The organism is Rhizobium sp. NLR22b (assembly GCF_019685295.1).
GTDB lineage: Bacteria > Pseudomonadota > Alphaproteobacteria > Rhizobiales > Rhizobiaceae > Rhizobium.
On sequence record NZ_JABDWM010000005.1, the window covers coordinates 254,802 to 278,160 of the forward strand.

The following is a 23,359-nucleotide window of genomic DNA, read 5'->3' on the forward strand; positions in this document are numbered from 1 at the left end:
GCCCCTTGGAGGACCGCCAGCGGCTGCCGGTCCCGAAAGCTCGACGGACACGAAGGCGGATCGCCTGCGGCCGGACTGCGCGCTTTTCGGTGACTGCACCGGACGCGCCGAAAATCATGGGAAAGCCAATGGATGCCTGAATTCCATCGCCGGACCAACAGGGCCGCTGGCATTCTGGCAATCATCCTCGAAGCGGTTCCGGCTTGGCTCTGCTGCCGGTTTTCGTGGGCTTCGAAACGCTGTTCCCTTTTGTCGAATTAAGGCCAAAAAAATACCAATTGTCCAGACGAATTTTAACTTTTTGGCCTCCACGGCTTCATTAAAAATTTTTATCAAGTAAAATCAAATAGATAAAAAGGCGCAATTTCTCAGCCATTCCCACTTGGTAAATGGTATTTTTTTGGTATTGTAGGAAAAACAGGTGGGAACGGCGTATTCGGAGGTCCGATGACAGAGCTTGCAATCGGCATAGATGGCGGCGGAACGAGCTGCCGGGCCGCGGTCGCGGACAGAAACGGCACTATCATCGGCCGCGGCAAATCGGGGCCTGCCAATATCCTGTCCGATCTGGACAATTCTCTTCTCAATATCGTCGACTCCGCCCGGCAGGCTTTGCGCGATGCCGGGCTCGCCGCGGAAACAATTTCCTCCGTCGCAGCGGTCGTCGGCGTCGCTGGCGCCAACGTCACGGATTATGGCCAGCGAATCGAAAAGGCCCTGCCCTTTGCCGAAGGCCGCGTTGTTACCGACGCGCTGATCGCGCTCCAGGGCGCGCTCGGCGATGGCGACGGCATTGTCGGTGCTTTCGGCACCGGCTCGGTCTATAACGCCCGGAAAGACGGTCGGCTGAACGGCATCGGCGGCTGGGGCTTCGTCGTCGGCGACCAGGCAAGCGGCGCCCGCCTGGGCCGCGACCTCATGGAACGATCGCTGCTCGCCCATGACGGCGTGCGCCCGGCTTCCGCGATCACCGAAGCGGTCATGGCCGAATACGGCAATGATCCCGAGCGCATTGTCGAATTTGCGCATTCGGCAAGACCGACGGATTTTGCCCGTTACGCGCCTGCAGTCTTCGAACATGCAACGAGGGGCGATACGGTCGCGGTCGCCATCGTCACGGACGCGGCAACGGCGATCGGCGAAAGCCTTGAAGCGCTGCTCTGGCCCGGATGCCCGTCAATCTGCCTGCTTGGCGGTCTTGCGGTAGCCTATGAGCCCTGGCTTCCCCAACGCTACAGGCCGCTGCTTGCCAAACCGAAAAACGATGCCCTTCAAGGCGCGGTGGAACTTGCGGTCAAGCTCCTGAATGAGCGACAGAGAGGTGCGGCATGACCGATGATCTCGCCACAATCCTCTCCCTGGAACGCCTGCAGGCGGCCGGCACCGGCCCGCTCTACGTCAAGCTGCGCCGCACGCTCGAAGAGGCCGTGCGCGCCGGCACGCTTGGTCACGGCGACGCGCTGCCGCCGGAGCGCGACATCGCCGAACTTGCCGCCGTCAGCCGGGTCACCGTGCGCAAGGCGATCGACGAACTCGTCGCCGACGGCCTGTTGGTGCGCCGCCACGGCTCGGGCACCTTTGTCGCCAAGCCGGTCTCCAAGGTCGAGCAGCGCCTGTCGCAGCTCACCTCTTTCACCGAAGACATGGCACGCCGCGGCATGTCCTCCCGCTCGGAATGGCTGCATAAGGGCATCCATACCCCCTCGCCCGACGAGATGATGATCCTTGGCCTCGCCGCGGGCGTGAAGGTTTCGCGCCTCTCGCGCCTGCGGATCGCCGACGACCAGCCGCTGGCAATCGAGAATGCCAGCGTCTCCGGCGAATTCCTCCCCGATCCCTCCTCCGTCACCAATTCGCTCTACGCCGAACTCGAACGCCTCAACGTCCGTCCGGTGCGCGCCGTCCAGCGCATTTCGGCGACCAATATGAAGGAAGCCGACGCCCAGCTTCTCGGCGTCTCCGTGGGTGCGGCCGGCCTGTCGATCGAACGCATCTCCTATCTCGGCTCCGGCCGTGCCGTGGAGTTCACCCGCTCGCTCTATCGCGGCGATGCCTACGACTTCGTGGCCGAGCTGACGATCGGGGTGAGCTGACGGCTTGAGCTTATCCAAATTATACGTATAATCCGCGTATTGAAGTTTGGAATCTGTCATGACTCGAACCACGTCTCTGGAGTTTCAGCGAAAATTCGGTGAGTTTCAGCATCAGGCACAGCGCGAGCCTGTCGAAATCACCCGTCATGGCCGCCGCGAATTCGTGCTGATGTCGGCCGAGCACTATGATTGGCTGAGGGCCGCCGCGCAGCGGACGCACGTCACAGCCGACGCCTTGTCCGTCGTCATCGATGCCGTCGAAAGAGCGGAGATGGATGCCGCGCATGCCCCTCTCGATGAACTGCTGAAATAAAGCCGCATGGCCGCAATTCCCGAACCTAAGCCCGGCCTCGTCGTGCGCTATGATTACCTCTGGTCGCGCGAAGCATCGGCGGGTCGCGACCAAGGCAAGGACAGGCCCGCCTGCCTCGTCGCGGCAAGCGAAAGCCTCGCCAATCCGCGCTACGTCGTTCTGCTGCCGATCACGCATACGCCGCCATCCGGCGACACGGTCGGAATAGAAATCCCGCCGAAAGTGAAGCAGGCAATCGGTCTGGACGACGCGCCGAGTTGGGTCATCGTCTCCGAACATAATATCGATGAATGGCCGAATGGCGGGCTTTCGCCCGTACCGGGCAGCGAGGGAATATTCGCCTACGGCTTCATTCCGCCCGGTCTGTTCGCAACGATCAAAGGGAAATTTCTTGATCTTGCCCAAGCCAGGAAGAGCGATCCCGTCCGCCGCTGATGCCTATCGCTCAAGAGCGGCTTTCGAGGGACGACATGCGGCAAAATCAAAGCTGCGGCATAGCTTTCACGTTCAATTTCAGAGGCATGGCGCCGGAAACTGAATCACTTGCCGGCTTCATCGTCTCTTGATTCATTGTATTAACAGCGGCGGCGAACGTCTCTACGCCGCGTCCTCAATCTCCTCATCCGCCTTGCGCGGCACATAATTCAGTACCGGCCCGAGCCAACGCTCGACATCGGAAACCTCCATGCCCTTGCGCTTGGCATAGTCCTCCACCTGATCGCGCTCGACCTTGGCGACGCCGAAATAATAGGAGTCGGGGTGGCCGATATAGATGCCGGATACGGAGGAGCCGGGCCACATCGCATAGCTTTCAGTCAGTTTCACTCCGGCGGCTTTTTCCGCATCGAGCAACTTGAAGAGCGTTGCCTTTTCCGTGTGGTCGGGCTGGGCGGGATAACCGGGCGCCGGACGGATGCCGGCATAGGCTTCGCCGATCAGATCCTCGTTGCTGAGGTGCTCATCTCTTGCATAGCCCCAATATTCGCGCCGCACCTGCTCATGCATGCGCTCGGCAAAGGCTTCGGCGAAGCGGTCGGCCAGCGCCTTGACGAGGATTGAGGAATAGTCGTCGTTCGACCGCTCGAACCGTTCGGCAATGGCGATTTCCTCGATGCCGGCCGTTACCACGAAGCCGCCGACATAGTCCTGAACGCCGCTGGTGACAGGCGCCACGAAGTCCGAAAGCGCCACGTTCGCCCGCCCGTCCCGCTTCGAAAGCTGCTGGCGAAGCGTGTAGAAAGTGGCAAGCTCCTTGCTGCGGCTTTCATCCGTGAAGAGGCGGATATCGTCGCCGACAGCGCCGGCCGGCCAGAAGCCGATGACGGCGCGCGGGCGGAACCACTTCTCGCCGATGATCTTCTTCAGCATGGCCTGCGCATCGGCCCAGAGCGCACGCGCCGCCTCGCCCTGCTTCTCGTCTTCGAGAATGGCCGGGAAACGGCCGCGCAATTCCCAGGTCTGGAAGAACGGCGTCCAGTCGATATATCTGGCAAGCTCGGCCAGATCGTAATCCTCGAACACCCGCGTGCCGAAGAACTCAGGCCTCGTCGGCTTGTAGGCCGACCAGTCGACCTTATGCGCATTCTCGCGGGCTCGTGCCAGCGGCAAGCGCACCTTCTCCGCTTCGCTGCGGGCATGAGCGGCGGCCACCTTGGCATATTCGGCTCTTACGTCGTCGACGTAACCCTGCCGCGTTTCTGGCGAGAGCAGCGCCGAGACGACGCCGACGGCGCGGCTCGCATCGGTCACGTAGATCGCCTGTCCCTTGTCGTAGCCGGGATGGATCTTCACGGCGGTATGCACGCGGCTGGTCGTGGCACCGCCGATCAGCAGCGGGATCTCGAAGCCCTGCCGCTCCATTTCGGCCGCGACATGCACCATCTCGTCGAGCGACGGCGTGATCAGGCCGGAAAGGCCGATGATATCGACCTTTTCGGCGATCGCTGTTTCGAGGATCTTCGTCGCCGGCACCATGACGCCGAGGTCGACGATCTCGTAATTGTTGCAGGCGAGCACGACGCCGACGATGTTCTTGCCGATATCGTGCACATCACCCTTGACCGTCGCCATCAGGATCTTGCCTGCCGACCGCCGTTCCTCGCCGCCGTTGAGGCGCTTTTCCTCTTCCATGTAGGGCAGCAGTATGGCGACCGCCTGCTTCATGACGCGCGCCGACTTGACCACCTGCGGCAGGAACATCTTGCCCGAACCGAACAGGTCGCCGACGACGTTCATGCCGGCCATCAGCGGTCCTTCGATGACGTGCAGCGGCCGGGCGGCCTGCCGGCGCGCCTCTTCCGTATCGGCCTCGATATATTCGGTGATGCCGTTGACCAGCGCATGTTCGAGACGCTTCTCGACGCTCCATTCGCGCCAAGAGAGATCCTGGACACGACCCTCCTTTGCCCCGGCGCCGCGGAAACGCTCGGCCACTTCGAGCAGCCGCTCGGTGCTGTCGGCGCGGCGGTTGAGCACCACGTCCTCGCAGGCCTCGCGCAGCTCGGGATCGATGTTGTCGTAGACGGCGAGCTGGCCGGCATTGACGATGCCCATGTCCATGCCGGCCTGGATGGCGTGGTAGAGAAACACCGCATGCATCGCCTCGCGCACCGGCTCGTTGCCGCGGAACGAGAAGGACAGGTTTGAGACGCCGCCAGAGATATGCACGAGCGGCATGCGCTCACGGATCGTCCGCGTCGCCTCTATGAAGTCGACGCCGTAATTATTGTGCTCTTCGATGCCGGTCGCGACCGCAAAGATGTTCGGGTCGAAGATGATGTCCTCGGGCGGAAAACCGATCTTCTCGGTCAACAGCTTGTAAGCGCGCGTGCAGATCTCGACCTTGCGGTCGTAATTGTCGGCCTGCCCGGTTTCGTCGAAGGCCATGACGACGACGGCAGCGCCGTAATTGCGCAGGAGCCGCGCTTGGGCGAGAAAGTTCTCCTCGCCTTCCTTCAGCGAGATCGAGTTGACGATCGGCTTGCCCTGCACCCGCTTCAGGCCGGATTCGATGATCGAGAATTTCGACGAGTCGATCATGACAGGCACGCGGGCAATGTCGGGCTCGGCGGCGATCAGGTTGAGGAACTCGACCATCGCCTTCTCGGAATCGATCAGGCCCTCGTCCATGTTGATGTCGATCACCTGCGCGCCGTTTTCGACCTGGTCGCGGGCGACGTCGAGTGCCGCCGTGTAATCGGCATTGGTAATCAGCTTGCGGAACTTCGCCGAGCCGGTGACGTTGGTGCGCTCGCCGACATTGACGAAAGGAATGTCCTTGGTCAGCTCGAAGGGTTCGAGACCCGACAGCGACATGAAGGGGCGATGCTCCGGGATCGGGCGCGGCTTGTATTTCGCAACGGTCTCGGCAATCGCCCTGATATGTTCCGGCGTCGAGCCGCAGCAGCCGCCGACGATATTGACCAGGCCTTCACGCGCGAAGCTGTCGATCTGTGCCGCCATCAGCTCCGGCGTTTCGTCGTACTGGCCGAACTCGTTCGGCAGGCCGGCATTCGGATAGGCGCAGATAAAGGTATCGGCGACGCCCGAAAGCTCCTGCAGGTGCGGGCGCATCGCGTTAGCCCCGAGCGCGCAGTTGAGACCGATCGTGAAAGGATTGGCGTGGCGCACCGAGTTCCAGAAAGCCGACGGCGTCTGGCCGGAGAGCGTGCGGCCGGAAAGGTCGGTGATCGTGCCGGAGATCATCACCGGCAGGCGCACGCCCTTGGCCTCGAAACGCTCCTCGCAGGCGAAGATCGCGGCCTTGGCATTCAGGGTGTCGAAGATCGTCTCGATCAGGATGATGTCGGCGCCGCCGTCGATCAGCCCGTCGATCTGCTCGCCATAGGCTTCCCTGAGGTCGTCGAAGGTGACGGCGCGGAAGCCAGGATTGTTGACGTCGGGCGAGATCGAGGCGGTGCGGTTGGTTGGACCGATGGCGCCGGCGACGAAACGACGGCGGCCGTCCTCGCGTTCGGCGCGGATCGCCGCGCGGCGGACGATCTCCGCACCTTCCTTGTTCAGCGCATAGACCTCGCCTTCCATCTGGTAATCGGCCTGGGCGATGCGAGTCGAGGAGAAGGTGTTGGTCTCGAGGATATCGGCGCCGGCCTTGGCGTATTTGTAATGGATTTCTTCGATCGCATCCGGCTGGCTCAGGATCAGAAGGTCGTTATTGCCCTTCTGATGGCAGGCGCAGCCGATGAAGCGGGTTCCGCGGAACTGGTCTTCGTCATAGCCGAGCCCCTGGATCTGCGTGCCCATGGCGCCGTCGAGAACAAGGATGCGCTCGCTCGCGGCCTTTTTCAAAGCGGCGAAAACTTCACTGCCGTCACGCTTGCCCGTTTCCGGACCAAAGAGATTGTCAAACACGGGCGGGCTCCTTGACGTCGTAAGACCAGACTTCCAGATCACATAAAGATATCTTTATGTCAATATATGACTATCGATTTCGTGCTTCGCAAAGCTTCGCCGATGACAGGCTCGCCCGAGCCCTATATAGGCATTTGCCAGGCTTGTGCACGAAATCGGAGGAGTATCATGGCACCCGCAACCGGCAACGCCGCGCTTGGAAACTGGACAAGCCGCGCCTATCACCGCAGCTGGCTGCTGGCGCAGGCTAATGGTCTCTTCGATTTCTTCCAGCATGATTCGATCAATCCCAAGGGCGGCTTCTACGATCTCGACGACGCCGGCCGGCCCCTCGATGCCGAGGGCCAGGTGCGCGGCATCCATATCGCGGCGCGCGCGGTCCATTGTTTTTCGATCGGCGCCCTGCTCGGCCGTCCCGGCGCCTCCAATGTCGTCGACCACGGCATGGACTATCTCTGGAACCACCATCGTGACCGCAAGAATGGCGGCTATTTCTGGTCGCTCGACAATAATGGTCCGGTCGATTCCAACAAGCAGGGTTACGGTCATGCTTTCGTGCTGCTCGCCGCCTCGTCGGCCAAGACGATCGGCCATCCGCTTGCCGACGGCATGCTCGCCGATATCACCGAGATCCTGAACACCAGGTTCTGGGAGCCGCGCCACGGCGCCATCGCCGAGGAATTCACCGCCGACTGGCAGCCGCTCGAGGGCGGCGCCTATCGCGGCCAGAACTCCAACATGCACCTGACCGAGGCGCTGATGGCCGCCTTCGAAGCCACCGGTGACAAGGAATACCTCGCCAAGGCCGAAAGCATCGCCGATCTCGTCATCCGCCGCGCGGCCGGTTCGGTCGACTGGCGCGTCGCCGAACATTTCGATGCCGAATGGAACCTCGATAAGGATTACTATCATCCGAACGAAATGTTCCGTCCGGCCGGCACGACGCCCGGCCATTGGCTGGAATGGGCCCGCCTCATCCTGCAGCTCTGGGCGCTCGGCGGCAAACGCATCGAATGGATGCCGGATGCGGCGAAAGCCCTTTTCGAGCAATCCATGGTCCTCGGCTGGGACAACGACAAGGGCGGCTTCTTCTACACCCTCGACTGGGCGGATAAACCGGCCAAGCGCAACAAGCTCTGGTGGCCGGCCTGCGAAGGTGCTGCCGCCGCACACTTCCTCAACGAGCACCTGCCGAGCGACTACCACGAGGAATGCTACCGCAAGATCTGGAACGTTATCGAGCGCGCCTTCATCGATCACAGGAACGGCGGCTGGCATGAGGAACTGACGGAGGATCTCATCCCGTCGCACTCGCTTTTCCCAGGTAAGGGCGATATCTACCACGCCCTGCAGGCCTGCCTCATCCCGCTCTTTCCGGCAACCGGCAGCCTGACGAAGGGCATTGCCGACGTCGGCGGCAGGCTCTGAGACATCGATCCAAAGTTCACCGTCCCCCCAGCGCGTCTGAAAAGACGCGCTGGGCTGCAAACTTCAATAGCCCGGTGCCCTCAACTCTGCGGTGGGGTTGCGCTGGAACCACTCGACATCCTCGTTTACACGGTCGAGTTCGTCCTGCACGTCGCGCTGGTCGCGACGAATGTCGTGCATGTCGTCTTCGAGATCCTCGATCCGCCGGCGTAACTCCGACCTGTCGCCGTCCTTCGCATCCTTCAGCCTGTCGGACAGCTCGTCGATTTCAGCCTCCTTGGAGCTGTAATCGTTCTGCATCGAATTGAGTCGCTCCTGTAGCCCGTGCTGCTTGCTGCCGAGGTTGAAGCCGCGCAGGAAGGCGGATGCCGTTTCGGGCGGGCAGACATTGGCGTAGCCACTGCCCGCCTGGCCGCGCGCCAGACCGCTGAGGGGCGTGCAGTAACGCACCAGGCCGGACTGGTATCCCTGGAACCAGATCGTTTGATCCGGCACGATCTTCACGCGTTCGCAGGATTTCGCATGCGCGGCGAAACGCTGCTGCGGCTCATAGCCTGCGGCCCCGTCGCTCTCGCCGATCACCCGCCAGTCGGCGGCAACACATTCCTCCTTGGACAGCGTATTGCAGGAGGCAAGCAAAAGACCGAAACCGATGGCGGCGGCAAGCGCAAAGAACAAGCGGATCATAGCGTCCCGGGAAGGTTAAGGAGGGCGGATGCCGCACCTTAACTGCAGGACAAGGCCGCGTCACCGGAGCGGCGGCGCGATTTTGCATTTTTCATGGCTTTTTTCTGTCGAAATTAGGGCGGCGCGCGCCACCTCAGAGCGGAGCGAGCCGCAACGTATCCAGATCTTTCGCCAGCATCAGCGCTAAGGCCTCGACCACAAGATTGTGGTCGTCGCGCTGCGGCAGGCCGGAAACGGTCACGGCGCCGATGCAGCCGGTGCCTTTGACGTTGATCGGAAAACTGCCGCCATGCGGCGCATAATCGGCGCCATCAAGCCCGTTGTCCTCGACGGTCTTGCCATCCTTGCTGAGCTTCAGGCCGGAGGCATAGCTGCTGCGGAAATAGCGCAGAACCATGTTGCGCTTGCGGCGGACCCAGTTGACGTTGTCAGGCGTCACGCCCGGCAATGCTGCGTAGAAGACCGGCATCGAATGCAGCGTCACGTCGATCGCGATCCCGAGGCCGCGCTCGCTGGCGAGTTCCTGCAGAAGCTTGCCGAGCTGCCAGGCAGTGGTGAGATCGAAGGCGTCGAAGCTCAGCGCCTTTTCCTGCTCGGCGATCCGACTGAGATCGTTGTCGATTGTCATGATAGGCGCTCCTCTCCTGCAATGATCCGCTGCAGACCATTCTCATCAGAAGAGAAAAAGTAAAGCAAAACTTGGGTCTATCAGAGCTTCGGCGTCAGCATCTCGAAACGGTCGCGGATGGTGGCGCAGGTATCGCCGCCCAATCGCGCAATGGCATCGACCGCCGCAGGATCGACATGCAGCCTCTCGGGATCGACGACGCCGTCACGATAATGCGCGTAGAGGATTTCGCCCATGACGATCTGCCGCGAGCGGCCAAGCTCCAGCGTCACATGCCGCCGGCATTCGAAGGCGGCCGGTGCCTCGGCGATGAACGGCGACGCCACCTTCTCGCCCGGCACCGCCGTCAACCCGGCTTCCTTCAACTCGTCGATGCCGCGCGGATAACTGCTGCCGCAGACATGCATTGCCTCGGCGATGGCGAAGGAGACGATGTTGACCGTGAAGACTTCGGTCATGCGGATATTGTGCCCGGTATCCTTGAACGACATATCCGCATTGTTCTCGACGCCGATCGCCAGGATCGGCGGTTCGGCCGACAGGCAGTTGAAGAAGCTGAAGGGCGCCGCGTTGATCCGGCCATGCTCGTCGACCGTCGTCACCAGCGCGATCGGCCGCGGGATGATCGTGCCGATCATCAGCTTGTAACGCTCGCGCTCCGAAAGCTCTTTGAAATCGAAGGAGACGGCCATGGGTTAGCCGATTTCCGGGGCCGGCGAGAAACCGCTCATCGCGCCCATAAAGGGTTTCGGCAGCGGCGAGGCGTAGGAGCCGCGCTTGCTGGTGGAAAGCCCGAGCGACACCAGCGCCTCGGCCTGCTTGACGGCGGCCGCCACTCCGTCAACGACGGGCACGCCGTACATCTCCTGCAATTGCCTGGCCAGATCCGTCATGCCGGCACAGCCAAGCACGATCGCCTCGGCGCCGTCTTCGGCAAGCGCCCGCTCGATCTCGGCCCTCAGCTTGCCGATCGCGCCCGAGGCCGCATTTTCCAACTCCAGTACCGGGATGTCGGAGGCGCGCACCTTGGCGCGCTCGCCCATGCCGTAGCGGCGCACCAGATTGTCGATCAGCACCCGCGACCGCTCCAGCGTCGTCACCACGGTAAAGCGCTGCGCCAGGAAGCCCGCCGTGAACACGGCGGATTCGCAAAGCCCGAGGATCGGCACATCGGCGAAGTTCCGTGCCGCGTCGAGCCCGGTGTCGTCGAAGCAGGCGATGACGGCTGCATCGTAGCCCGCCGCCTGCCGCGCGTGGAGTTCGGAAAGCAGGCCGGGGATCGCCAGCGCCCCATCGTAATGCCCCTCGATGGAGACCGGCCCCATGGTGGATGTCGCGGCGATGATCTCGGTGCCGGATGCTGCGACCACCCGCGCGGCGGCCGCAGCCTTCTCGGTCATGGAGGCCGTGGTATTCGGATTGACGATGAGGATGCGCATATCAGTCTATCTTTGCCTGCCGCCGCCCCAGCATCGTCATGATGCCGAGCGCAATGAGAATGATGGTGAAGGAAAACAGCGTCGTCACCGTGCCGAGTGCATAGAGCACCGGCGTCGTGACATTGGTCGTCATGCCGTAGATTTCGAGCGGCAGCGTATTGTAGCTGCCCGACGTCATCAATGTGCGCGCGAATTCGTCATAGGAAAGCGTGAAGCCGAACAGCCCGACGCCGATCAGGCTCGGGGCGATCATCGGCAGCACGACATGCCGGAACGTCTGCCAGGAGGTGGCGCCAAGATCGCGGGCCGCTTCCTCGTAAGCGGGCGAGAAACGGTTGAAGACGGCAAACATGATCAGCACGCCGAAGGGCAGCGTCCAGGTCAGATGCGCCCCGAAGGCCGAGGAATACCATGCGGGCTTGAGACCGCCCTCCTGAAAGACGACGCCGATGCCGAGCGAAATGATGATCGACGGCACGACGAGGCTTGCGACCGTGGCGTAGAACAGCGCCGTCGATCCGCGGAAACGGCGGCGGAAGGCAAGGCCGGCCAGCAGCGACACGACGACGGTTACCACCATCACCATCAGCCCGAGGGTGAAGGAGCGACGGAACGAGGCGCCGAAATCGCCGACCGCCTGCTTTTCGAACAGGTTGAAGAACCAATGGGTGGAAATCCCGTTCATCGGGAAGGTCAGGCCGCCGTCCGGTCCCTGGAAGGAGAGGATCAGGATCGCCGAGAGCGGGCCGTAGAGGAACAGCACGAAGAGGACGAAGAAGGTCGCCAGCAGATAGAATTCGAGGCCGCGTTTTTCGTGGTTCATCTCAAAGCTCCTTGCGGATATCGACGACACGCAGGATGGCGGCGACCATCATGAGCACCACCGCAAGCAGCACCACGGCATTGGCGGCGGCGGCCGGATATTGCAGCAACGACATCTGGTTCTTCATCATCAGCGCCACCGAGGCGCTCTGGCCGCCGGACATCACCTGCACCGTCGAGAAGTCGGCCATCACCAACGTGACCACGAAGATCGTGCCGATCGCCATGCCGGGCTTGGCAAGCGGAATGACCACGTTCCAGAGCACCTGCCAGCCGGAGGCGCCGGCATCGCGGGCCGCCTCGAACAGCGACCGGTCGATACGCATCAGCGTGTTGAAGATCGGCGTCACCATGAACAGCGTATAGAGATGCACCATGGCGAGCACGACGGCGAAATCGGAATAGAGCAGCCATTCGATCGGCTGCGGAACGATGCCCATCTTGATCAGCGCCGAATTGACCAGGCCATTGCGCCCGAGCACCGGGATCCAGGAGATCATGCGGATGATGTTCGAGGTCATGAACGGCACCGTGCAGACGAGGAAGAGGATCATCTGCGTCGAGGTCTTGCGGATGTGGAAGGCCAGGAAATAGGCGACCCAGAAGCCGATGACCAGCGTCAGCGCCCAGACGATGGCGGTGAATTTCAGCGTGTTGAGATAGGTCTTCCAAGTCACCCATGAACCGAGCGTGTCGGTGTAGTTCATGGTGAGGAAAGCGGGATAGAGGCCGGCGAAGTCGTAGTCCCAGAAGCTGACGACAGCGATCATTGCGATCGGTAGCAGGAAGAAGAAACCGAGGATGGCGATGAGCGGCGTCGCCTGGAGATAGGAGATGGCCGAGGGGGAGACGCGGAAGGTATGGCGGTTCGCCGGCCGCGAAGCCTGATCCGTCTGCTCTGAAACGATCGTCGCCATTCCTTGCCCTTTCGGAAGTCATTCATCATCCGCATGGGAGGGCTCGAAAGACCCCTCCCCAATCCTCCCCACAAGGGGAGGGAGTTTCTGTGCCGCGCCACCTCCGGACTCCTCCCCTTGTGCGGAGGGTTGGGGAGGGGAAAGCGGCAACCGCTTACGCCGCGATGAACTCGTTCCAGCGGCGGACCATGTAGCGGTCTTCGTCCATGACCGAGTTCCAGCAGGCGACCGCGCCCATGCGGGCTTCGAAGGAGCCGCCGTCGCGCACAGCGCCGGCCTTCTCCATGACCTTGCCTTCGGGCGAGAGGATATCGCCCTGTGCCGGCTTGCCTTCGATCCAGTAACCCCATTCGTCTGCCGTCATGAAGTTCTTGGCCGTCTCCATGCAGGCAGAATAGTAGCCCTGGCGATTGAGGTAGCCACCGACCCAGCCCGACGTATACCAGTTGATATATTCGTACGCCGCATCGAGTTGTGCCCCCTTGAGATGCGAGGCGAGGCCGAGGCCGCCGCCCCAGGCGCGGTAACCTTCCTTGAGCGGCTGATACTTGCAGGCGATGCCCTTGGAGCGGACGGCGGCGACGGCCGGCGACCACATCGACTGGATGACGACTTCGCCCGAGGCCATGAGGTTGACCGACTCGTCGAAGCTCTTCCAGAAGGCGCGGAACTGGCCGTCGCCTTTGGCCTTGATCAGGAATTCGATCGTCTTGTCGATCTCCTCCTTGGTCATGTTGCCCTTGTCGGCATATTTGATGTTGCCCATGGCTTCCATGATCATCGCCGCATCCATGATGCCGATCGACGGGATGTTGAGGATCGAAGTCTTGCCCTTGAACTTCGGATCCATGATGTCGGCCCAGCTGGTAATGTCTCGGCCGACGAGATCGGGGCGGATGCCGAGCGTGTCGGCATTGTAGATGGTGGGAACCATCGTCATCCACTGCGTCGGCTCCTTGGCGAACTTTTTGGCGCCCTGCGCCTCGACGCAGCCGACCGTATGTGGCGCAGTGCCCTGGGCGATGACGCTGTCCGGCTTCAGCTTGCCGTTGATGAACAGCGGCACGATCTTGTCGTAATATTTGAGCTTCTTGACGTCCATCGGCTGCAGCACGCCTGTTGGAAACACCTTCTTGGCGATCCAGTATTCGATGTCGGCGATATCGTAGCTGTCGGGCTGGGTGACGGCACGCTGGGCCGCGGCGTCGGAATCAGTCGCCGTCATCTCCAGCGTGATGCCGAGGTCGGCTTTGCACTTTTCAGCGATGGCATTGATGTTGGAAACGCCGGTGCCGAACTGGCGAAGCGTGATGTTCGTCTTCGCCCAGATGGTGGGAAAGCCGGAGATAGCTCCGGAGCCGGCGATGGCGCCGACGGCGGCAGCACCCGTCTTCAAGAGCGTGCGGCGGGAAAGACCCTTTTCCGCCTTGGTCGATGTCGTTTCAGTCGTCATGTCAGTTCCCCTTTTCTTGATGTGGAAGTTGATGTTTTTGATTGCTCATGCAGAGGCGCGGCCGAGAAGCACCGCATCCTCACGTTCCCAGCTGAGTGAGACCGCGTCACCGACGGCGACCGGGCGGGCGAAATAGTCGCTATCGTCAGATATGACGGTGAAGTCGTCGCTGCCGGCGCCGAGAACGGTGATCTTCACCGAGGAGCCGCGATATTCGACGTTAGCGACGATGCCGTTGAAGCCGAGTGTCCACTCAGTCGCCACCTGCAGGCGCACGCGATCGGTGCGGATGCCGATATCGACCGGCTCGCCGACTTCCCTGCCCTCGCCCCGCACGGAAAAGCTCTGCCCCTCCGGCACGGTCATGACGAGCATGCCGTCCGCGCTCGACGTCACCCGGCCGGACAAGACGTTGTGATCACCCATGAAGCGGGCGACGAAGGCGGTTGCCGGCTTCTCGAAAACCTCGCGGGGTGCCGCCGCCTGCTCGATCCGGCCGTCATTCATGATGACGATGACGTCGGCGAGCGCCATCGCCTCTTCCTGGCTGTGGGTGACGTGGACGAAGGTGATGCCGAGCGACTTCTGCAGCTTCTTCAGTTCGGCGCGCATGCGGATCTTCAGGAACGGATCGAGCGCCGACAGCGGCTCGTCGAGCAACAGCGCCTCCGGATCGGTAATCAAGGCGCGGGCCAGCGCCACACGCTGCTGCTGGCCGCCGGAAAGCTGAGCCGGACGCCGGTTGGCATAGGGCTCCATCTGCATCAACTTCAGCATCTCGAGCGCCTTGGCCCGCCGCTGAGGCTTGTCGACGCCCTTCATCTTGAGGCTGAAAGCGACATTGTCGACCAGGTCAAGATGCGGGAAAAGCGCGTAGGACTGGAACATCATCGCCGTGCCGCGCCTGGCTGGCGGAAGATCGGTGACGACTGTTTTGCCGAGCCTGATGTCGCCCGAAGAAATGCTCTCATGGCCGGCGATCATTCGCAGCGTCGAGGTCTTGCCGCAGCCCGACGGGCCGAGGAAGCAGCAATAGGAACCGGCCGGAATCTTCAGGCTGATCCCATGCACGGCCGTCGTCGTTCCGTAAACCTTCGAAACGGATACTATATCGATCTCTGCCGCTTTCGACATCATGCCTTCCCCTTGTTCGGGAAAGACGATGCATCTGCCGTGCCAATCGCATCCAACCTCGACTAAGCTATTAACAGGAAAGGATTTTAATACTCGAGACCGTGCAGGCACATTTTATGGGCACCGCATCGTCTGCACATCATTTAGGCTATCGTCTGCAATTTACGCAGAAAATCGTATACAATTTAACCGGCGTTTCGATGACAAATTCCGTTTAACTTTTGCCGCGAAGCCGGGTATGGTTTGCCCGCCATCAGGGAATAGTCTTCATGAAATCCGCCGCCAAGGCCATCCAGGCCGAAGAAGTCGCCGAAACCGGCGCGCACCAGATCCGCGACGCCATTCGCGAGGCAATCGTCGAGCGCAGGCTTTCCCCCGGCACCAAGCTTTCCGAAGGCGATGTCGGCAAACTTTTCAACGTCAGCCGCACACTTGCCCGCGCGGCGCTGCAGGCGCTTTCCTATGAGGGCCTCGTCAGCGTCGAAAAGAACCGCGGCGCCTTCGTCGCCTATCCCTCCCCTGATGAGGCGCGGCAGATCTTTTCCGCCCGGCGCCTCGTCGAGCCCGGCATATTGCGCGAGGCGGCGGCGCGGATCACCCCCGATGACATCAGGAATCTGCGAGAGCTTTTGCAGGAAGAAGGCCGCCTGATGAACGAGCGCGGCCAGACGGCGCGGCGCGCCGAGATCAAGGCATCCGGCGATTTCCACCTGATGCTGGCGGAAATTTCGGGCAACGCCATCATGCAGCGTTTCATGGAGGAGCTCGTCGCCCGCTCATCCCTCGTCATCGCGCTCTACGGCCAGTCGACCGCTTCCAGTTGCGGCCATTCCGAACATGGCGACATCATCTCGGCGATCGAAGGCAACGAACTCGACCGCGCCTGTCGGCTGATGCTGCATCACATCGCCCATATCGAGTCCGATCTTGACCTGCGCGAACGCAAGAGCCTCGGTCTCAAGGAAGCCTTCGAACTCTGAACGGGTGGGCGCACGTCGCCCGCAGCTATCACGACGCCTTCTTCGGCAGCTTGTCCAGCGCGGCGAAAATTTCTTCCACCGTGCGCGGCTCGCCCGAACGCAGCTTCACCGAGCCGTCACGCCCGATCAGGATCAGCCCGAACTCGCTGTAAGGCGGTCCCTGCAGCCGCTCGCGAATATCGTCCGCATCAAGCTCCCAAGCATCGTCGAACAGCGAGAAGGCGCCGCCGCCGGCGATGATGAAAACTTCGACGTCTTCCTCGATGAGGCGCATCTGTGCGTTCCGCAACCATTCGTCCTGGATTGCTGGGCGGTCGTCCTGCGCATCGGCGAAGATGATCAGCACCCGTTTGCTGCCTCGAAACTGCTCGAGCGATTGCGGGAGTTCCGGCTCACGTCGCGGTGTGCCGATGATTTCATGAACGATGGATCTCAGCATGGTGCTATTCCTCGCCGTCATCTCACGGGCTGTGACTGCGCATTCCAGCGGCCGCGTATTTCAAGACGAGCAAGAACGCTGTAACGCGCTGAATAACTGAATAATTCCCAAATCCGATACGAACTGGGATCATGCAGTAAACGGCTGGAATTGGGGGAGGTTCCGACGAAGCGGAAAAGGATCGCAGCTCCTAAAGCGCAACGCGATCTTTCAGATTCGCTTCTTGCGCTTTAGGTCTTTGTTTGACGCATGTCCTTATCGCAAAACCGCAGCACACTTTTGCGCGACATGCTTTGGCCGCGATTTCTTTCCCGTCAATCGCGGCTCTGGTCCTCGGCCGCATGCGCCGAGACGGCCACGAGGTCCGCTGTGCCGTTCGCAAGGAGGCGTTTGCGCACCAGCACGCGCATGACGCGTGCCGCCGTCGAGAAGGTCATCTGGTCGAGCGGACCTTCGCCCTCCCACGGCTTGGTCAGCCGCTCGGTGACGGCGCCGACGATATTCATCGGCACGATATCGGTGCATTCGCGCATGGCTTCGAAAACGAAGCTTATCGGGATGACCCTTCCTTCATGGGTCACGATCGGTTCGGTCAATTCGCTGTCCCACTCCTCGAAGGCGTAAAGTGCTTCGCGAAACAGCTGCTGGAGGGTAAACGGCGCGTGGCCGTTATGAAGTGGCGGCAGGGCATTCATCATGTCTGTCTCCTCTTGATGGATTAAGCCAAAATCCTCCTGGATCGGTCGGCATGAACGCGGGGAACACAGCGTCTTTTTTGCCCCTGCGGACCGAATAACACGATTGATTCTATAGAGTAACCTTTCGTGAATAAAGCCCATTTCTCGGCCGAGGTGGCACCCGTTTTCCTAAACGCATGAAATTCCTGCATGTTTTAGGCGAAATTTTCTCAGTACGCCGCGTTCATGAAAATCCATGCCAGCCGCGTGAGCATGGTGCGGGAGGCGGAAAAACCCTGAAAAATCACGGAACTTTTGCGGCTGTAATCTGTTTTGTTCGCGCACTTCGCAAAAGCAGATGGGGTTACCAGCAATGACGCAAATCCGTGAACCGGAGCGGCGGGCCAGAGTCCTGCGCGGCCGTCCTTACAGCCTTGATGAATTCGCCTCAAAATATGGCCTGCGCAGCGACCAGGCCGAGAGCCTGTTTACCCGTTTCGGGCCTTCCTCGATCGAACTCGATTTGCTGATGGCAGCCAAGCGCCGCGCGCCTGTTCTGCCGGACAGAATTGCCGAATAACGCCTTTCACGGACGGAACCGACGGATGAGCGACAGACGCCACGAATGGATTAGCAAGCGGGCCTATGCGATCTGGGAGGAACAGGGCCGCCCTGACGGCCGGGATAGCGAACATTGGCGCCAGGCGGTCGCCGAGCGGGACGCGCTGGAACGCACCCAGGCCTCCGTCGACGGACGTGAAGTGCTGGTGAAGTTTCGCCCGAAGCCGCCACGGCCGGAACTGCCGCGCGACGGCTGGCTCACCCCGCCGGCCAAGGCCGGTTGACCCCAGCGGCCAGCCGCGAGATTTTGCACGGCGCCGTTCAATTGCACTGCATCCCCGGATGCCGATGCCCTCGCTCTTCGAGCCGCGACGGGGCACATCAGGATATGGGCGGAGATAGGGTGCGGCTTGCCTCACCGGCGCGGGAGCACCCTGGCGCCGGCGCGCTGCGCTCGCCATGCTAGCCTGCCGCCAGGGAAGTCACCGTCTGTATCCTACACTGCAGCGACGCCTCCCATTATACCGGGCTGACCAAGCAGGAGATCGAGGCACGCGTGTGGAGCACAATGCCGGGACCCATGCCGGCTACACTGCCAAGCGCCTCCCGGTCGACCTCGTCTTTACCGAAACCTATGACCGTATCCCCGTCGCGCAACCCGTTTATACACCAACGGCAACGGACAAGGATGAGGGCGGAGAGAGGGGCAGCTTGCCTCACGGATGGCGGAGAGAGGGATGCGGTGCCTCAGCCGAGGGCGGATAGAGGGCGCGGTTTGGCTCACCGGAGAACGGCGCACGGCGGAGCGTCAATAAATGGCACAGTCCAACCTCCTTCCCCGAACGCCGCTGTTTCCGCTTGAAACACTTCGTCAAGCATATTGGCACAAATCCACGGAGTACGGGTTTTTCTTTCACCCGCCCCCGACATTGCCCCTCGACACTCTCCTCGCAAAATCGGAAACGGAACGGGGATGAAAAACTGCGCATGCGCGAAGCGTGGTTCCATCCGGCCGCGGCGCTGATTGATGCCCGGCCGAGCCTCTCATGTCGGGGAAGCCTCACGCCGCCCGCCGGGGCGGGCCATGTCAGAAGGCGTTGTTTTCCTGGCAAAGCGCCCGGTGGACCTCGGTCCAGAACAGTGCCAGCGGGGTGTCGCCGTTGCGCTCGGCAACAAGGGCGCGGATCAACGCTTCGGAACCTGCCATGTCCTGCCAGCTGGATTTCAGGCCTTTGGCGGCCTGTCGGCATTCGGCAATCTCGAACGGTCTCTTGCTGTCCATATGAGGTCTCCTCATGAAGGCGCTAGCAGGCGGCGGCCGGATTGTCATTCCCCGCATATGTGGGGATGCCTTGTATTTATGACGGTCCTCACGGTAGGATTGAGGGAACTGGGACAACGGAAATGATCGAGAATACCTACAGCGACAAGTTCGAACCCGCTTTCGAACAGATCAAGGCCGCAACCAATGTGGATGCCGCCATCCGTATTCTCCAGGCGGAATATGGCCTCGATTTCGTGACTTACCATCTCGCCCAGACGATCGCGAGCAAGATCGATTCCCCCTTCGTGCGCACCACCTATCCGGATGCCTGGGTCTCCCGCTACCTCTTGAACAGCTATGTGAAGGTCGATCCGATCGTCAAGCAGGGCTTCGAGCGCCAGCTGCCCTTCGATTGGAGCGAGGTCGAGCCGACGCCGGAAGCCTATGCCATGCTGGTCGACGCCCAGAAGCACGGCATCGGCGGCAACGGCTATTCCATTCCCGTCGCCGACAAGGCGCAGCGCCGCGCGCTCCTGTCGCTGAACGCCCGCATTCCGGCCGACGACTGGGCCGAGCTCGTGCGCCGCTGCCGCAATGAATGGATTGAGATCGCCCATCTGATCCACCGCAAGGCCGTTTATGAGCTGCATGGCGAGAACGATCCGGTGCCGACATTGTCGCCGCGCGAGATCGAGTGCCTGCACTGGACGGCGCTCGGCAAGGATTACAAGGATATCTCGGTCATATTGGGCATATCGGAGCACACGACGCGCGACTACCTGAAAACTGCCCGCTTCAAGCTCGGCTGCGCCACGATTTCGGCCGCGGCCTCGCGGGCCGTGCAATTGCGCATCATCAATCCCTGAGAATCGGAATCGATTTCCGAAAATACGTGTTGATTCAACAGCCGGAGGATCGCGATCCTTCCCGGCCGCGCCTCGTCTTTGCCCGTTGCCACCCAATCCTGATACTTTTGGGCTAATCCCCCCATCTGAGGGGGCCCATCTGAGGGAATTTCCGATCCGGCCCGCCTGAACCATTGTGCTCTCCACGAACTGCAAACGCTGGAGGGCAAAATGTTCGTTATCATTCAGGCACATGAGTATCAGAAACACGCCGCCGTACTCGAGCAGATGTTCCGCCTGCGAAAGAAGGTCTTCGCCGACCAGCTCGGCTGGGACGTTCCTGTCATCGGCCCTTACGAACGCGACAGCTACGATTCGCTTTCACCGGCCTACCTCGTCTGGTGCAACGACAGCCGCACCCGCCTTTATGGCGGCATGCGGCTGATGCCGACGACCGGTCCGACGCTTCTCTACGACGTCTTCCGTGAGACCTTTCCAGCTGCCGCCGATCTCGTCGCCCCGGGCATCTGGGAAGGCACGCGCATGTGCATCGACGAGGAGGCGATCGCCAAGGATTTCCCCAATATCGATGCCGGGCGCGCCTTCTCGATGATGCTGCTGGCGCTGTGCGAATGCGCGCTCGACCACGGCATCCATACGATGATTTCCAACTACGAACCCTATCTCAAGCGCGTCTACAAACGCGCAGGCGCCGAAGTGGAAGAACTCGGCCGCGCCGACGGCTACGGCAAGTATCCCGTCTGCTGCGGCGCCTTCGAAGTGTCGGACCGCGTGCTGCGCAAGATGCGCGCCGCCCTCGGCCTGACCCTACCCCTTTATGTCAGACATGTTCCGGCCCGCTCGGTCGTGACGCAATTCCTGGAGATGGCAGCATGAAACGCCTCGTTGAAACCGCAACACCGAAAGACATCTCCGCCCTGGAGCGCCATGTCCTCGCATCCCGCGACATCGCCACGCAGATAGGGGATCCGTTCCTCTCCTATCTGCTTTCGATGGCGCTGTTCACAATCTACGAAAAGAAGGCTCAGCATGAGAATGAGGCGCTGAAGAGCAGCTTCGGCTGAGGGTGCGGTCCCCTCCGCCGCGCCTGAAGAGGGGCTCGCCTCGCAGCGCCTCGCGCGGCCGCAAAACCTGTCCCCGTTTTGCGGCCGCGCGCCCCGGTTAGCCGAGGTCGTCACCTCATCGGGGAGGACATTTATGCCATCAGGGAATCGATCGTCGCAATCAGCGTGTCGTGCAGATAGGGCTTGGGCAGGAAGGCGGTATTGGCGGGCAGCGCCATCGGATCGAGCCGCACCATGCCGGAGGTGATAATGATGCCGATATTCGGCCGCATCGCCCTCACCCGCTTGGCAAGCTGGATGCCATCCATCGAACCGGCCATGTTGACGTCAGTGAACAGGATATCGATATCCTGCCGCCCCTTCAGCACCACCAGCGCCTCATCCGCATTCGCCGCCTCCAGCGCCACATGACCGACGTCCTCCAGCACATCGAGGATATTGAACCGGATCAGCGGCTCATCCTCCACGATGAGCACCACGGCACTGTTCGAAGTCATCTGCAATCGCCCTTTCCGTGCGAAATATGATTCGAATAAGTGTATCCGCCATGCGAAGGTTCCAGTGCCTCTGCCCATGAAATATGCATCATCCACAGATGTTGCCCTGCCCGCTTGTGGCTCCCTGCAATATGAGCTAGAGCGAACCGATGCCGTGGGAACCATTGCCCCGGCAACCAGGCGTCGGACATCCGACGCTGAGGGCCTGTAGCTCAATGGTTAGAGCCGGCGGCTCATAACCGCTTGGTTGGGGGTTCGAGTCCCTCCGGGCCCACCATTTTTCTAGTTCGCTGTCACGCTTGAAGGTGACGTTGCAGTCGGAACGACCCTTCCTGACACAGTCGAGATCCACAATCCCAGATCAACCTGATTACGGCTATGTTGTCGTGTGCTCGTCAATCCGAAGGCCCGCGCGGTGATCGAGGTCATCCAATAAGCTGAAAGCATCGCGGGCCCGGTTCCAAGGCCCGCGATTCCTCTATCATTCCACCTTCGTCCGCGTCAGGCTCCGTTCGCTCGGGGCAAACAGTTGATTCAGAATTACATCCACCGCGGTCAGCCGCGTCAGGTGACGTCTTAACCGCGGCGTCTCCTTTGTGCATTCAAGAAACGAAGGGACAATTTGTTCGTCGAATTTCGACCTGTTCCTTCGCGGTGGATCTTCACCGCCTGCGGTGCTCGTCCGGAGACGAAGACAGTGTTGTATCCCGCGCAGACCCTTCTGAAGCACGAGCCGAACCACGTAACAGGGGTCGATTCGTAAAATCACTCCAATGGTCACGAGTGACAGATATGTTCTCCGATCTTGTCGGAATTCCCAGAACGCAAATTTTTGCGTGGCGTCGATTGCACTTCGAACCACGTATCGGGGGAGGTGCGGATTTGCGGCCAGCGAACGCCTGACGACTTCCAGAGCACCTTTGCCCATTCGCAGGTGATTGGAAGACATGCTGCCGGGATGCTGTCGGTATCCCACCAGCTGCTCGGGAACGACTTCGATGCAGTAGCGTGCCGCGAGCCTGAGCTCGAAATCAAGGTCTTCGCAGCCTCCGATACCCGTTGCTGCATATGAGCTATCAAATCCACCAATCTCAAGCGCAACGTTTCGCCGGACGAGAAGCGCGCTTCCATTGCCCACGTACTTAAAAGACAGATGCCGGGCATAGATATATCCTCTTGCGACATGGGAAGTGCCAGGGCGAATAATTTCGTCGTCCTCGTTGATGAGGCAATGCTGCGCGTAGACCGCAGCCCACCGCGAGGACAACCGGTTGAGAGCGTTCACCTGTTTTTCGATTTTCGTCCGGTGCCAGAGATCGTCGGCGTCGAGGAATGCCACAAATCGACCTGATGATGCCTCGATGCCCGTATTCCTTGCGGCCGCGACACCGCGGTTAGGCGTGGACAGGAGGCGGATCCGCGAATCCGACATCGCTATCTGCGCGACGAGTTTTGCCGTGTCGTCTGTGGAGCCGTCGTTGACGACAATAATCTCCAGGACAGTGTAGGTCTGGCGCAGGGCGGACCGAAGCGTGCGCTCAATATAGGTGGAAGCGTTGAAGGCCGGGATGACCACAGAGACCAAGGGCTGGTCAGAATTAGTGGTCCCTCGTCGATCCTCCTCTGTACATGACAGCATTGCAGATCTCTCGCCACGTCAACGACAAAGATACTTTCGTACGGATGAAGGAACTGCATTATTGATTTCCGGCGTTCTTCTACATTC

General features: G+C 61.1%; 25 protein-coding genes, 1 tRNA gene and 2 pseudogenes. 14 read left to right on the forward strand and 14 right to left on the reverse strand.

The features are described from left to right. Positions 1-447: 447 nt before the first annotated feature. From HJC00_RS11090 to HJC00_RS11105, 4 genes are read left to right on the forward strand one after another with little or no spacing between them, the layout of a single operon-like run. Positions 448-1,332 (forward strand): N-acetylglucosamine kinase, encoded by an 885-nt coding sequence (locus HJC00_RS11090; protein WP_210630567.1) that lies wholly within the window; start codon positions 448-450, stop codon positions 1,330-1,332. After that, entirely contained in the window at positions 1,329-2,093 is a 765-nt protein-coding gene (locus HJC00_RS11095) for a GntR family transcriptional regulator (protein WP_210630566.1), read from the forward strand. The genes HJC00_RS11090 and HJC00_RS11095 overlap by 4 nt, the downstream gene beginning before the upstream one ends. Before the next feature lie 58 nt (positions 2,094-2,151). Continuing rightward, the gene (locus tag HJC00_RS11100; protein WP_210630565.1) at positions 2,152-2,406 is read left to right on the forward strand and encodes a type II toxin-antitoxin system prevent-host-death family antitoxin; all 255 of its coding nucleotides are present in this window, start codon (positions 2,152-2,154) and stop codon (positions 2,404-2,406) included. Positions 2,407-2,412: 6 nt separating this feature from the next. Beyond that, positions 2,413-2,841, forward strand: coding sequence for a hypothetical protein (locus tag HJC00_RS11105; RefSeq protein WP_221164015.1), 429 nt, complete (start codon positions 2,413-2,415; stop codon positions 2,839-2,841). A gap of 162 nt (positions 2,842-3,003) precedes the next feature. Here HJC00_RS11105 and metH read toward each other — a convergent pair whose 3' ends face one another. Further along, a complete protein-coding gene (gene metH, locus HJC00_RS11110; RefSeq protein WP_221164016.1) occupies positions 3,004-6,777 on the reverse strand; it encodes a methionine synthase in 3,774 nt (1,257 codons plus the stop codon). Between the two features lie 168 nt (positions 6,778-6,945). On the opposite strand from metH, the gene HJC00_RS11115 reads away from it, so the two are divergent. Beyond that, positions 6,946-8,205 (forward strand): AGE family epimerase/isomerase, encoded by a 1,260-nt coding sequence (locus HJC00_RS11115; protein WP_221153409.1) that lies wholly within the window; start codon positions 6,946-6,948, stop codon positions 8,203-8,205. Positions 8,206-8,268: 63 nt separating this feature from the next. Here HJC00_RS11115 and HJC00_RS11120 read toward each other — a convergent pair whose 3' ends face one another. The 8 genes from HJC00_RS11120 to HJC00_RS11155 form a co-directional block, all read right to left on the reverse strand. Then, positions 8,269-8,892 carry a DUF2799 domain-containing protein gene (locus HJC00_RS11120; RefSeq protein ID WP_221124053.1) on the reverse strand — a complete coding sequence of 208 codons (624 nt, stop codon included), beginning with the start codon at positions 8,890-8,892 and terminating at the stop codon, positions 8,269-8,271. Between the two features lie 133 nt (positions 8,893-9,025). Next, a complete protein-coding gene (locus tag HJC00_RS11125; RefSeq protein WP_064803906.1) occupies positions 9,026-9,520 on the reverse strand; it encodes a heme-degrading domain-containing protein in 495 nt (164 codons plus the stop codon). An 80-nt stretch (positions 9,521-9,600) separates the two neighbouring features. After that, the gene (locus HJC00_RS11130; protein WP_221164017.1) at positions 9,601-10,212 is read right to left on the reverse strand and encodes a flavin reductase family protein; all 612 of its coding nucleotides are present in this window, start codon (positions 10,210-10,212) and stop codon (positions 9,601-9,603) included. A 3-nt stretch (positions 10,213-10,215) separates the two neighbouring features. Then, positions 10,216-10,959, reverse strand: coding sequence for an aspartate/glutamate racemase family protein (locus tag HJC00_RS11135; RefSeq protein WP_221164018.1), 744 nt, complete (start codon positions 10,957-10,959; stop codon positions 10,216-10,218). Between the two features lies 1 nt (position 10,960). Continuing rightward, positions 10,961-11,782, reverse strand: coding sequence for an ABC transporter permease (locus tag HJC00_RS11140; protein ID WP_210630558.1), 822 nt, complete (start codon positions 11,780-11,782; stop codon positions 10,961-10,963). 1 nt (position 11,783) lies between these two features. Beyond that, entirely contained in the window at positions 11,784-12,698 is a 915-nt protein-coding gene (locus tag HJC00_RS11145; protein ID WP_221164019.1) for an ABC transporter permease, read from the reverse strand. Positions 12,699-12,852: 154 nt separating this feature from the next. Beyond that, positions 12,853-14,151 carry a PotD/PotF family extracellular solute-binding protein gene (locus HJC00_RS11150; RefSeq protein WP_221164020.1) on the reverse strand — a complete coding sequence of 433 codons (1,299 nt, stop codon included), beginning with the start codon at positions 14,149-14,151 and terminating at the stop codon, positions 12,853-12,855. A 45-nt stretch (positions 14,152-14,196) separates the two neighbouring features. Beyond that, positions 14,197-15,285 carry an ABC transporter ATP-binding protein gene (locus tag HJC00_RS11155; protein ID WP_210630555.1) on the reverse strand — a complete coding sequence of 363 codons (1,089 nt, stop codon included), beginning with the start codon at positions 15,283-15,285 and terminating at the stop codon, positions 14,197-14,199. A 269-nt stretch (positions 15,286-15,554) separates the two neighbouring features. On the opposite strand from HJC00_RS11155, the gene HJC00_RS11160 reads away from it, so the two are divergent. Then, a complete protein-coding gene (locus tag HJC00_RS11160; protein ID WP_210630554.1) occupies positions 15,555-16,265 on the forward strand; it encodes a GntR family transcriptional regulator in 711 nt (236 codons plus the stop codon). Between the two features lie 28 nt (positions 16,266-16,293). Here HJC00_RS11160 and HJC00_RS11165 read toward each other — a convergent pair whose 3' ends face one another. Together HJC00_RS11165 and HJC00_RS11170 are read right to left on the reverse strand one after the other, a co-directional pair. Beyond that, entirely contained in the window at positions 16,294-16,704 is a 411-nt protein-coding gene (locus HJC00_RS11165) for a DUF4174 domain-containing protein (protein WP_210630553.1), read from the reverse strand. Between the two features lie 314 nt (positions 16,705-17,018). Further along, on the reverse strand, positions 17,019-17,402 hold the full coding sequence (locus HJC00_RS11170; RefSeq protein ID WP_038690240.1) for a hypothetical protein: 384 nt from the start codon (positions 17,400-17,402) through the stop codon (positions 17,019-17,021). Between the two features lie 352 nt (positions 17,403-17,754). Between HJC00_RS11170 and HJC00_RS11175 the strand changes: the two genes are divergently transcribed. From HJC00_RS11175 to HJC00_RS32430, 3 genes and pseudogenes are all read left to right on the forward strand, one after another. Beyond that, the gene (locus HJC00_RS11175) at positions 17,755-17,961 is read left to right on the forward strand and encodes a hypothetical protein (protein ID WP_210631590.1); all 207 of its coding nucleotides are present in this window, start codon (positions 17,755-17,757) and stop codon (positions 17,959-17,961) included. Positions 17,962-17,986: 25 nt separating this feature from the next. Then, positions 17,987-18,226, forward strand: coding sequence for a DUF2934 domain-containing protein (locus HJC00_RS11180; protein WP_210630552.1), 240 nt, complete (start codon positions 17,987-17,989; stop codon positions 18,224-18,226). A gap of 209 nt (positions 18,227-18,435) precedes the next feature. Then, positions 18,436-18,587: pseudogene (locus HJC00_RS32430) on the forward strand (GIY-YIG nuclease family protein); the annotation flags it as partial. 442 nt (positions 18,588-19,029) lie between these two features. Here the strand turns inward: HJC00_RS32430 and HJC00_RS11185 are convergent. Beyond that, positions 19,030-19,224 (reverse strand): hypothetical protein, encoded by a 195-nt coding sequence (locus HJC00_RS11185; protein WP_020921837.1) that lies wholly within the window; start codon positions 19,222-19,224, stop codon positions 19,030-19,032. 122 nt (positions 19,225-19,346) lie between these two features. On the opposite strand from HJC00_RS11185, the gene HJC00_RS11190 reads away from it, so the two are divergent. The 3 genes from HJC00_RS11190 (at position 19,347) to HJC00_RS11200 (ending at position 21,136) form a co-directional block, all read left to right on the forward strand. Further along, the gene (locus HJC00_RS11190; RefSeq protein ID WP_210630551.1) at positions 19,347-20,072 is read left to right on the forward strand and encodes a LuxR family transcriptional regulator; all 726 of its coding nucleotides are present in this window, start codon (positions 19,347-19,349) and stop codon (positions 20,070-20,072) included. Between the two features lie 210 nt (positions 20,073-20,282). Further along, positions 20,283-20,948 (forward strand): acyl-homoserine-lactone synthase, encoded by a 666-nt coding sequence (locus tag HJC00_RS11195; protein WP_210630550.1) that lies wholly within the window; start codon positions 20,283-20,285, stop codon positions 20,946-20,948. Then, entirely contained in the window at positions 20,945-21,136 is a 192-nt protein-coding gene (locus HJC00_RS11200) for a hypothetical protein (protein ID WP_020921840.1), read from the forward strand. The genes HJC00_RS11195 and HJC00_RS11200 overlap by 4 nt, the downstream gene beginning before the upstream one ends. Positions 21,137-21,267: 131 nt before the next feature. Here HJC00_RS11200 and HJC00_RS11205 read toward each other — a convergent pair whose 3' ends face one another. After that, entirely contained in the window at positions 21,268-21,633 is a 366-nt protein-coding gene (locus tag HJC00_RS11205; protein WP_221145624.1) for a response regulator, read from the reverse strand. A gap of 201 nt (positions 21,634-21,834) precedes the next feature. Here HJC00_RS11205 and HJC00_RS11210 point away from each other — a divergent pair. Continuing rightward, positions 21,835-21,910 (forward strand) — tRNA-Ile (locus HJC00_RS11210). 12 nt (positions 21,911-21,922) lie between these two features. Next, positions 21,923-22,069 (forward strand): annotated as a pseudogene (locus tag HJC00_RS33000) (DUF1236 domain-containing protein); the annotation flags it as partial. A 45-nt stretch (positions 22,070-22,114) separates the two neighbouring features. Here the strand turns inward: HJC00_RS33000 and HJC00_RS11215 are convergent. Further along, positions 22,115-23,272, reverse strand: a complete 1,158-nt coding sequence (locus HJC00_RS11215; protein WP_221153406.1) for a glycosyltransferase family A protein — start codon at positions 23,270-23,272, stop codon at positions 22,115-22,117. Positions 23,273-23,359 lie beyond the last annotated feature (87 nt).

Bases quoted from the DNA above. Each gene is read 5' to 3' on its own strand.
- HJC00_RS11090 (WP_210630567.1), top strand. From the start codon at position 448: ATGACAGAGCTTGCAATCGGCATAGATGGCGGCGGAACGAGCTGCCGG.
- HJC00_RS11095 (WP_210630566.1), top strand. From the start codon at position 1,329: ATGACCGATGATCTCGCCACAATCCTCTCCCTGGAACGCCTGCAGGCG.
- HJC00_RS11100 (WP_210630565.1), top strand. From the start codon at position 2,152: ATGACTCGAACCACGTCTCTGGAGTTTCAGCGAAAATTCGGTGAGTTT.
- HJC00_RS11105 (WP_221164015.1), top strand. From the start codon at position 2,413: ATGGCCGCAATTCCCGAACCTAAGCCCGGCCTCGTCGTGCGCTATGAT.
- HJC00_RS11115 (WP_221153409.1), top strand. From the start codon at position 6,946: ATGGCACCCGCAACCGGCAACGCCGCGCTTGGAAACTGGACAAGCCGC.
- HJC00_RS11120 (WP_221124053.1), bottom strand. From the start codon at position 8,892: ATGATCCGCTTGTTCTTTGCGCTTGCCGCCGCCATCGGTTTCGGTCTT.
- HJC00_RS11125 (WP_064803906.1), bottom strand. From the start codon at position 9,520: ATGACAATCGACAACGATCTCAGTCGGATCGCCGAGCAGGAAAAGGCG.
- HJC00_RS11130 (WP_221164017.1), bottom strand. From the start codon at position 10,212: ATGGCCGTCTCCTTCGATTTCAAAGAGCTTTCGGAGCGCGAGCGTTAC.
- HJC00_RS11135 (WP_221164018.1), bottom strand. From the start codon at position 10,959: ATGCGCATCCTCATCGTCAATCCGAATACCACGGCCTCCATGACCGAG.
- HJC00_RS11140 (WP_210630558.1), bottom strand. From the start codon at position 11,782: ATGAACCACGAAAAACGCGGCCTCGAATTCTATCTGCTGGCGACCTTC.
- HJC00_RS11145 (WP_221164019.1), bottom strand. From the start codon at position 12,698: ATGGCGACGATCGTTTCAGAGCAGACGGATCAGGCTTCGCGGCCGGCG.
- HJC00_RS11150 (WP_221164020.1), bottom strand. From the start codon at position 14,151: ATGACGACTGAAACGACATCGACCAAGGCGGAAAAGGGTCTTTCCCGC.
- HJC00_RS11155 (WP_210630555.1), bottom strand. From the start codon at position 15,285: ATGTCGAAAGCGGCAGAGATCGATATAGTATCCGTTTCGAAGGTTTAC.
- HJC00_RS11160 (WP_210630554.1), top strand. From the start codon at position 15,555: ATGAAATCCGCCGCCAAGGCCATCCAGGCCGAAGAAGTCGCCGAAACC.
- HJC00_RS11165 (WP_210630553.1), bottom strand. From the start codon at position 16,704: ATGCTGAGATCCATCGTTCATGAAATCATCGGCACACCGCGACGTGAG.
- HJC00_RS11170 (WP_038690240.1), bottom strand. From the start codon at position 17,402: ATGATGAATGCCCTGCCGCCACTTCATAACGGCCACGCGCCGTTTACC.
- HJC00_RS11175 (WP_210631590.1), top strand. From the start codon at position 17,755: ATGACGCAAATCCGTGAACCGGAGCGGCGGGCCAGAGTCCTGCGCGGC.
- HJC00_RS11180 (WP_210630552.1), top strand. From the start codon at position 17,987: ATGAGCGACAGACGCCACGAATGGATTAGCAAGCGGGCCTATGCGATC.
- HJC00_RS11185 (WP_020921837.1), bottom strand. From the start codon at position 19,224: ATGGACAGCAAGAGACCGTTCGAGATTGCCGAATGCCGACAGGCCGCC.
- HJC00_RS11190 (WP_210630551.1), top strand. From the start codon at position 19,347: ATGATCGAGAATACCTACAGCGACAAGTTCGAACCCGCTTTCGAACAG.
- HJC00_RS11195 (WP_210630550.1), top strand. From the start codon at position 20,283: ATGTTCGTTATCATTCAGGCACATGAGTATCAGAAACACGCCGCCGTA.
- HJC00_RS11200 (WP_020921840.1), top strand. From the start codon at position 20,945: ATGAAACGCCTCGTTGAAACCGCAACACCGAAAGACATCTCCGCCCTG.
- HJC00_RS11205 (WP_221145624.1), bottom strand. From the start codon at position 21,633: ATGACTTCGAACAGTGCCGTGGTGCTCATCGTGGAGGATGAGCCGCTG.
- HJC00_RS11215 (WP_221153406.1), bottom strand. From the start codon at position 23,272: ATGCTGTCATGTACAGAGGAGGATCGACGAGGGACCACTAATTCTGAC.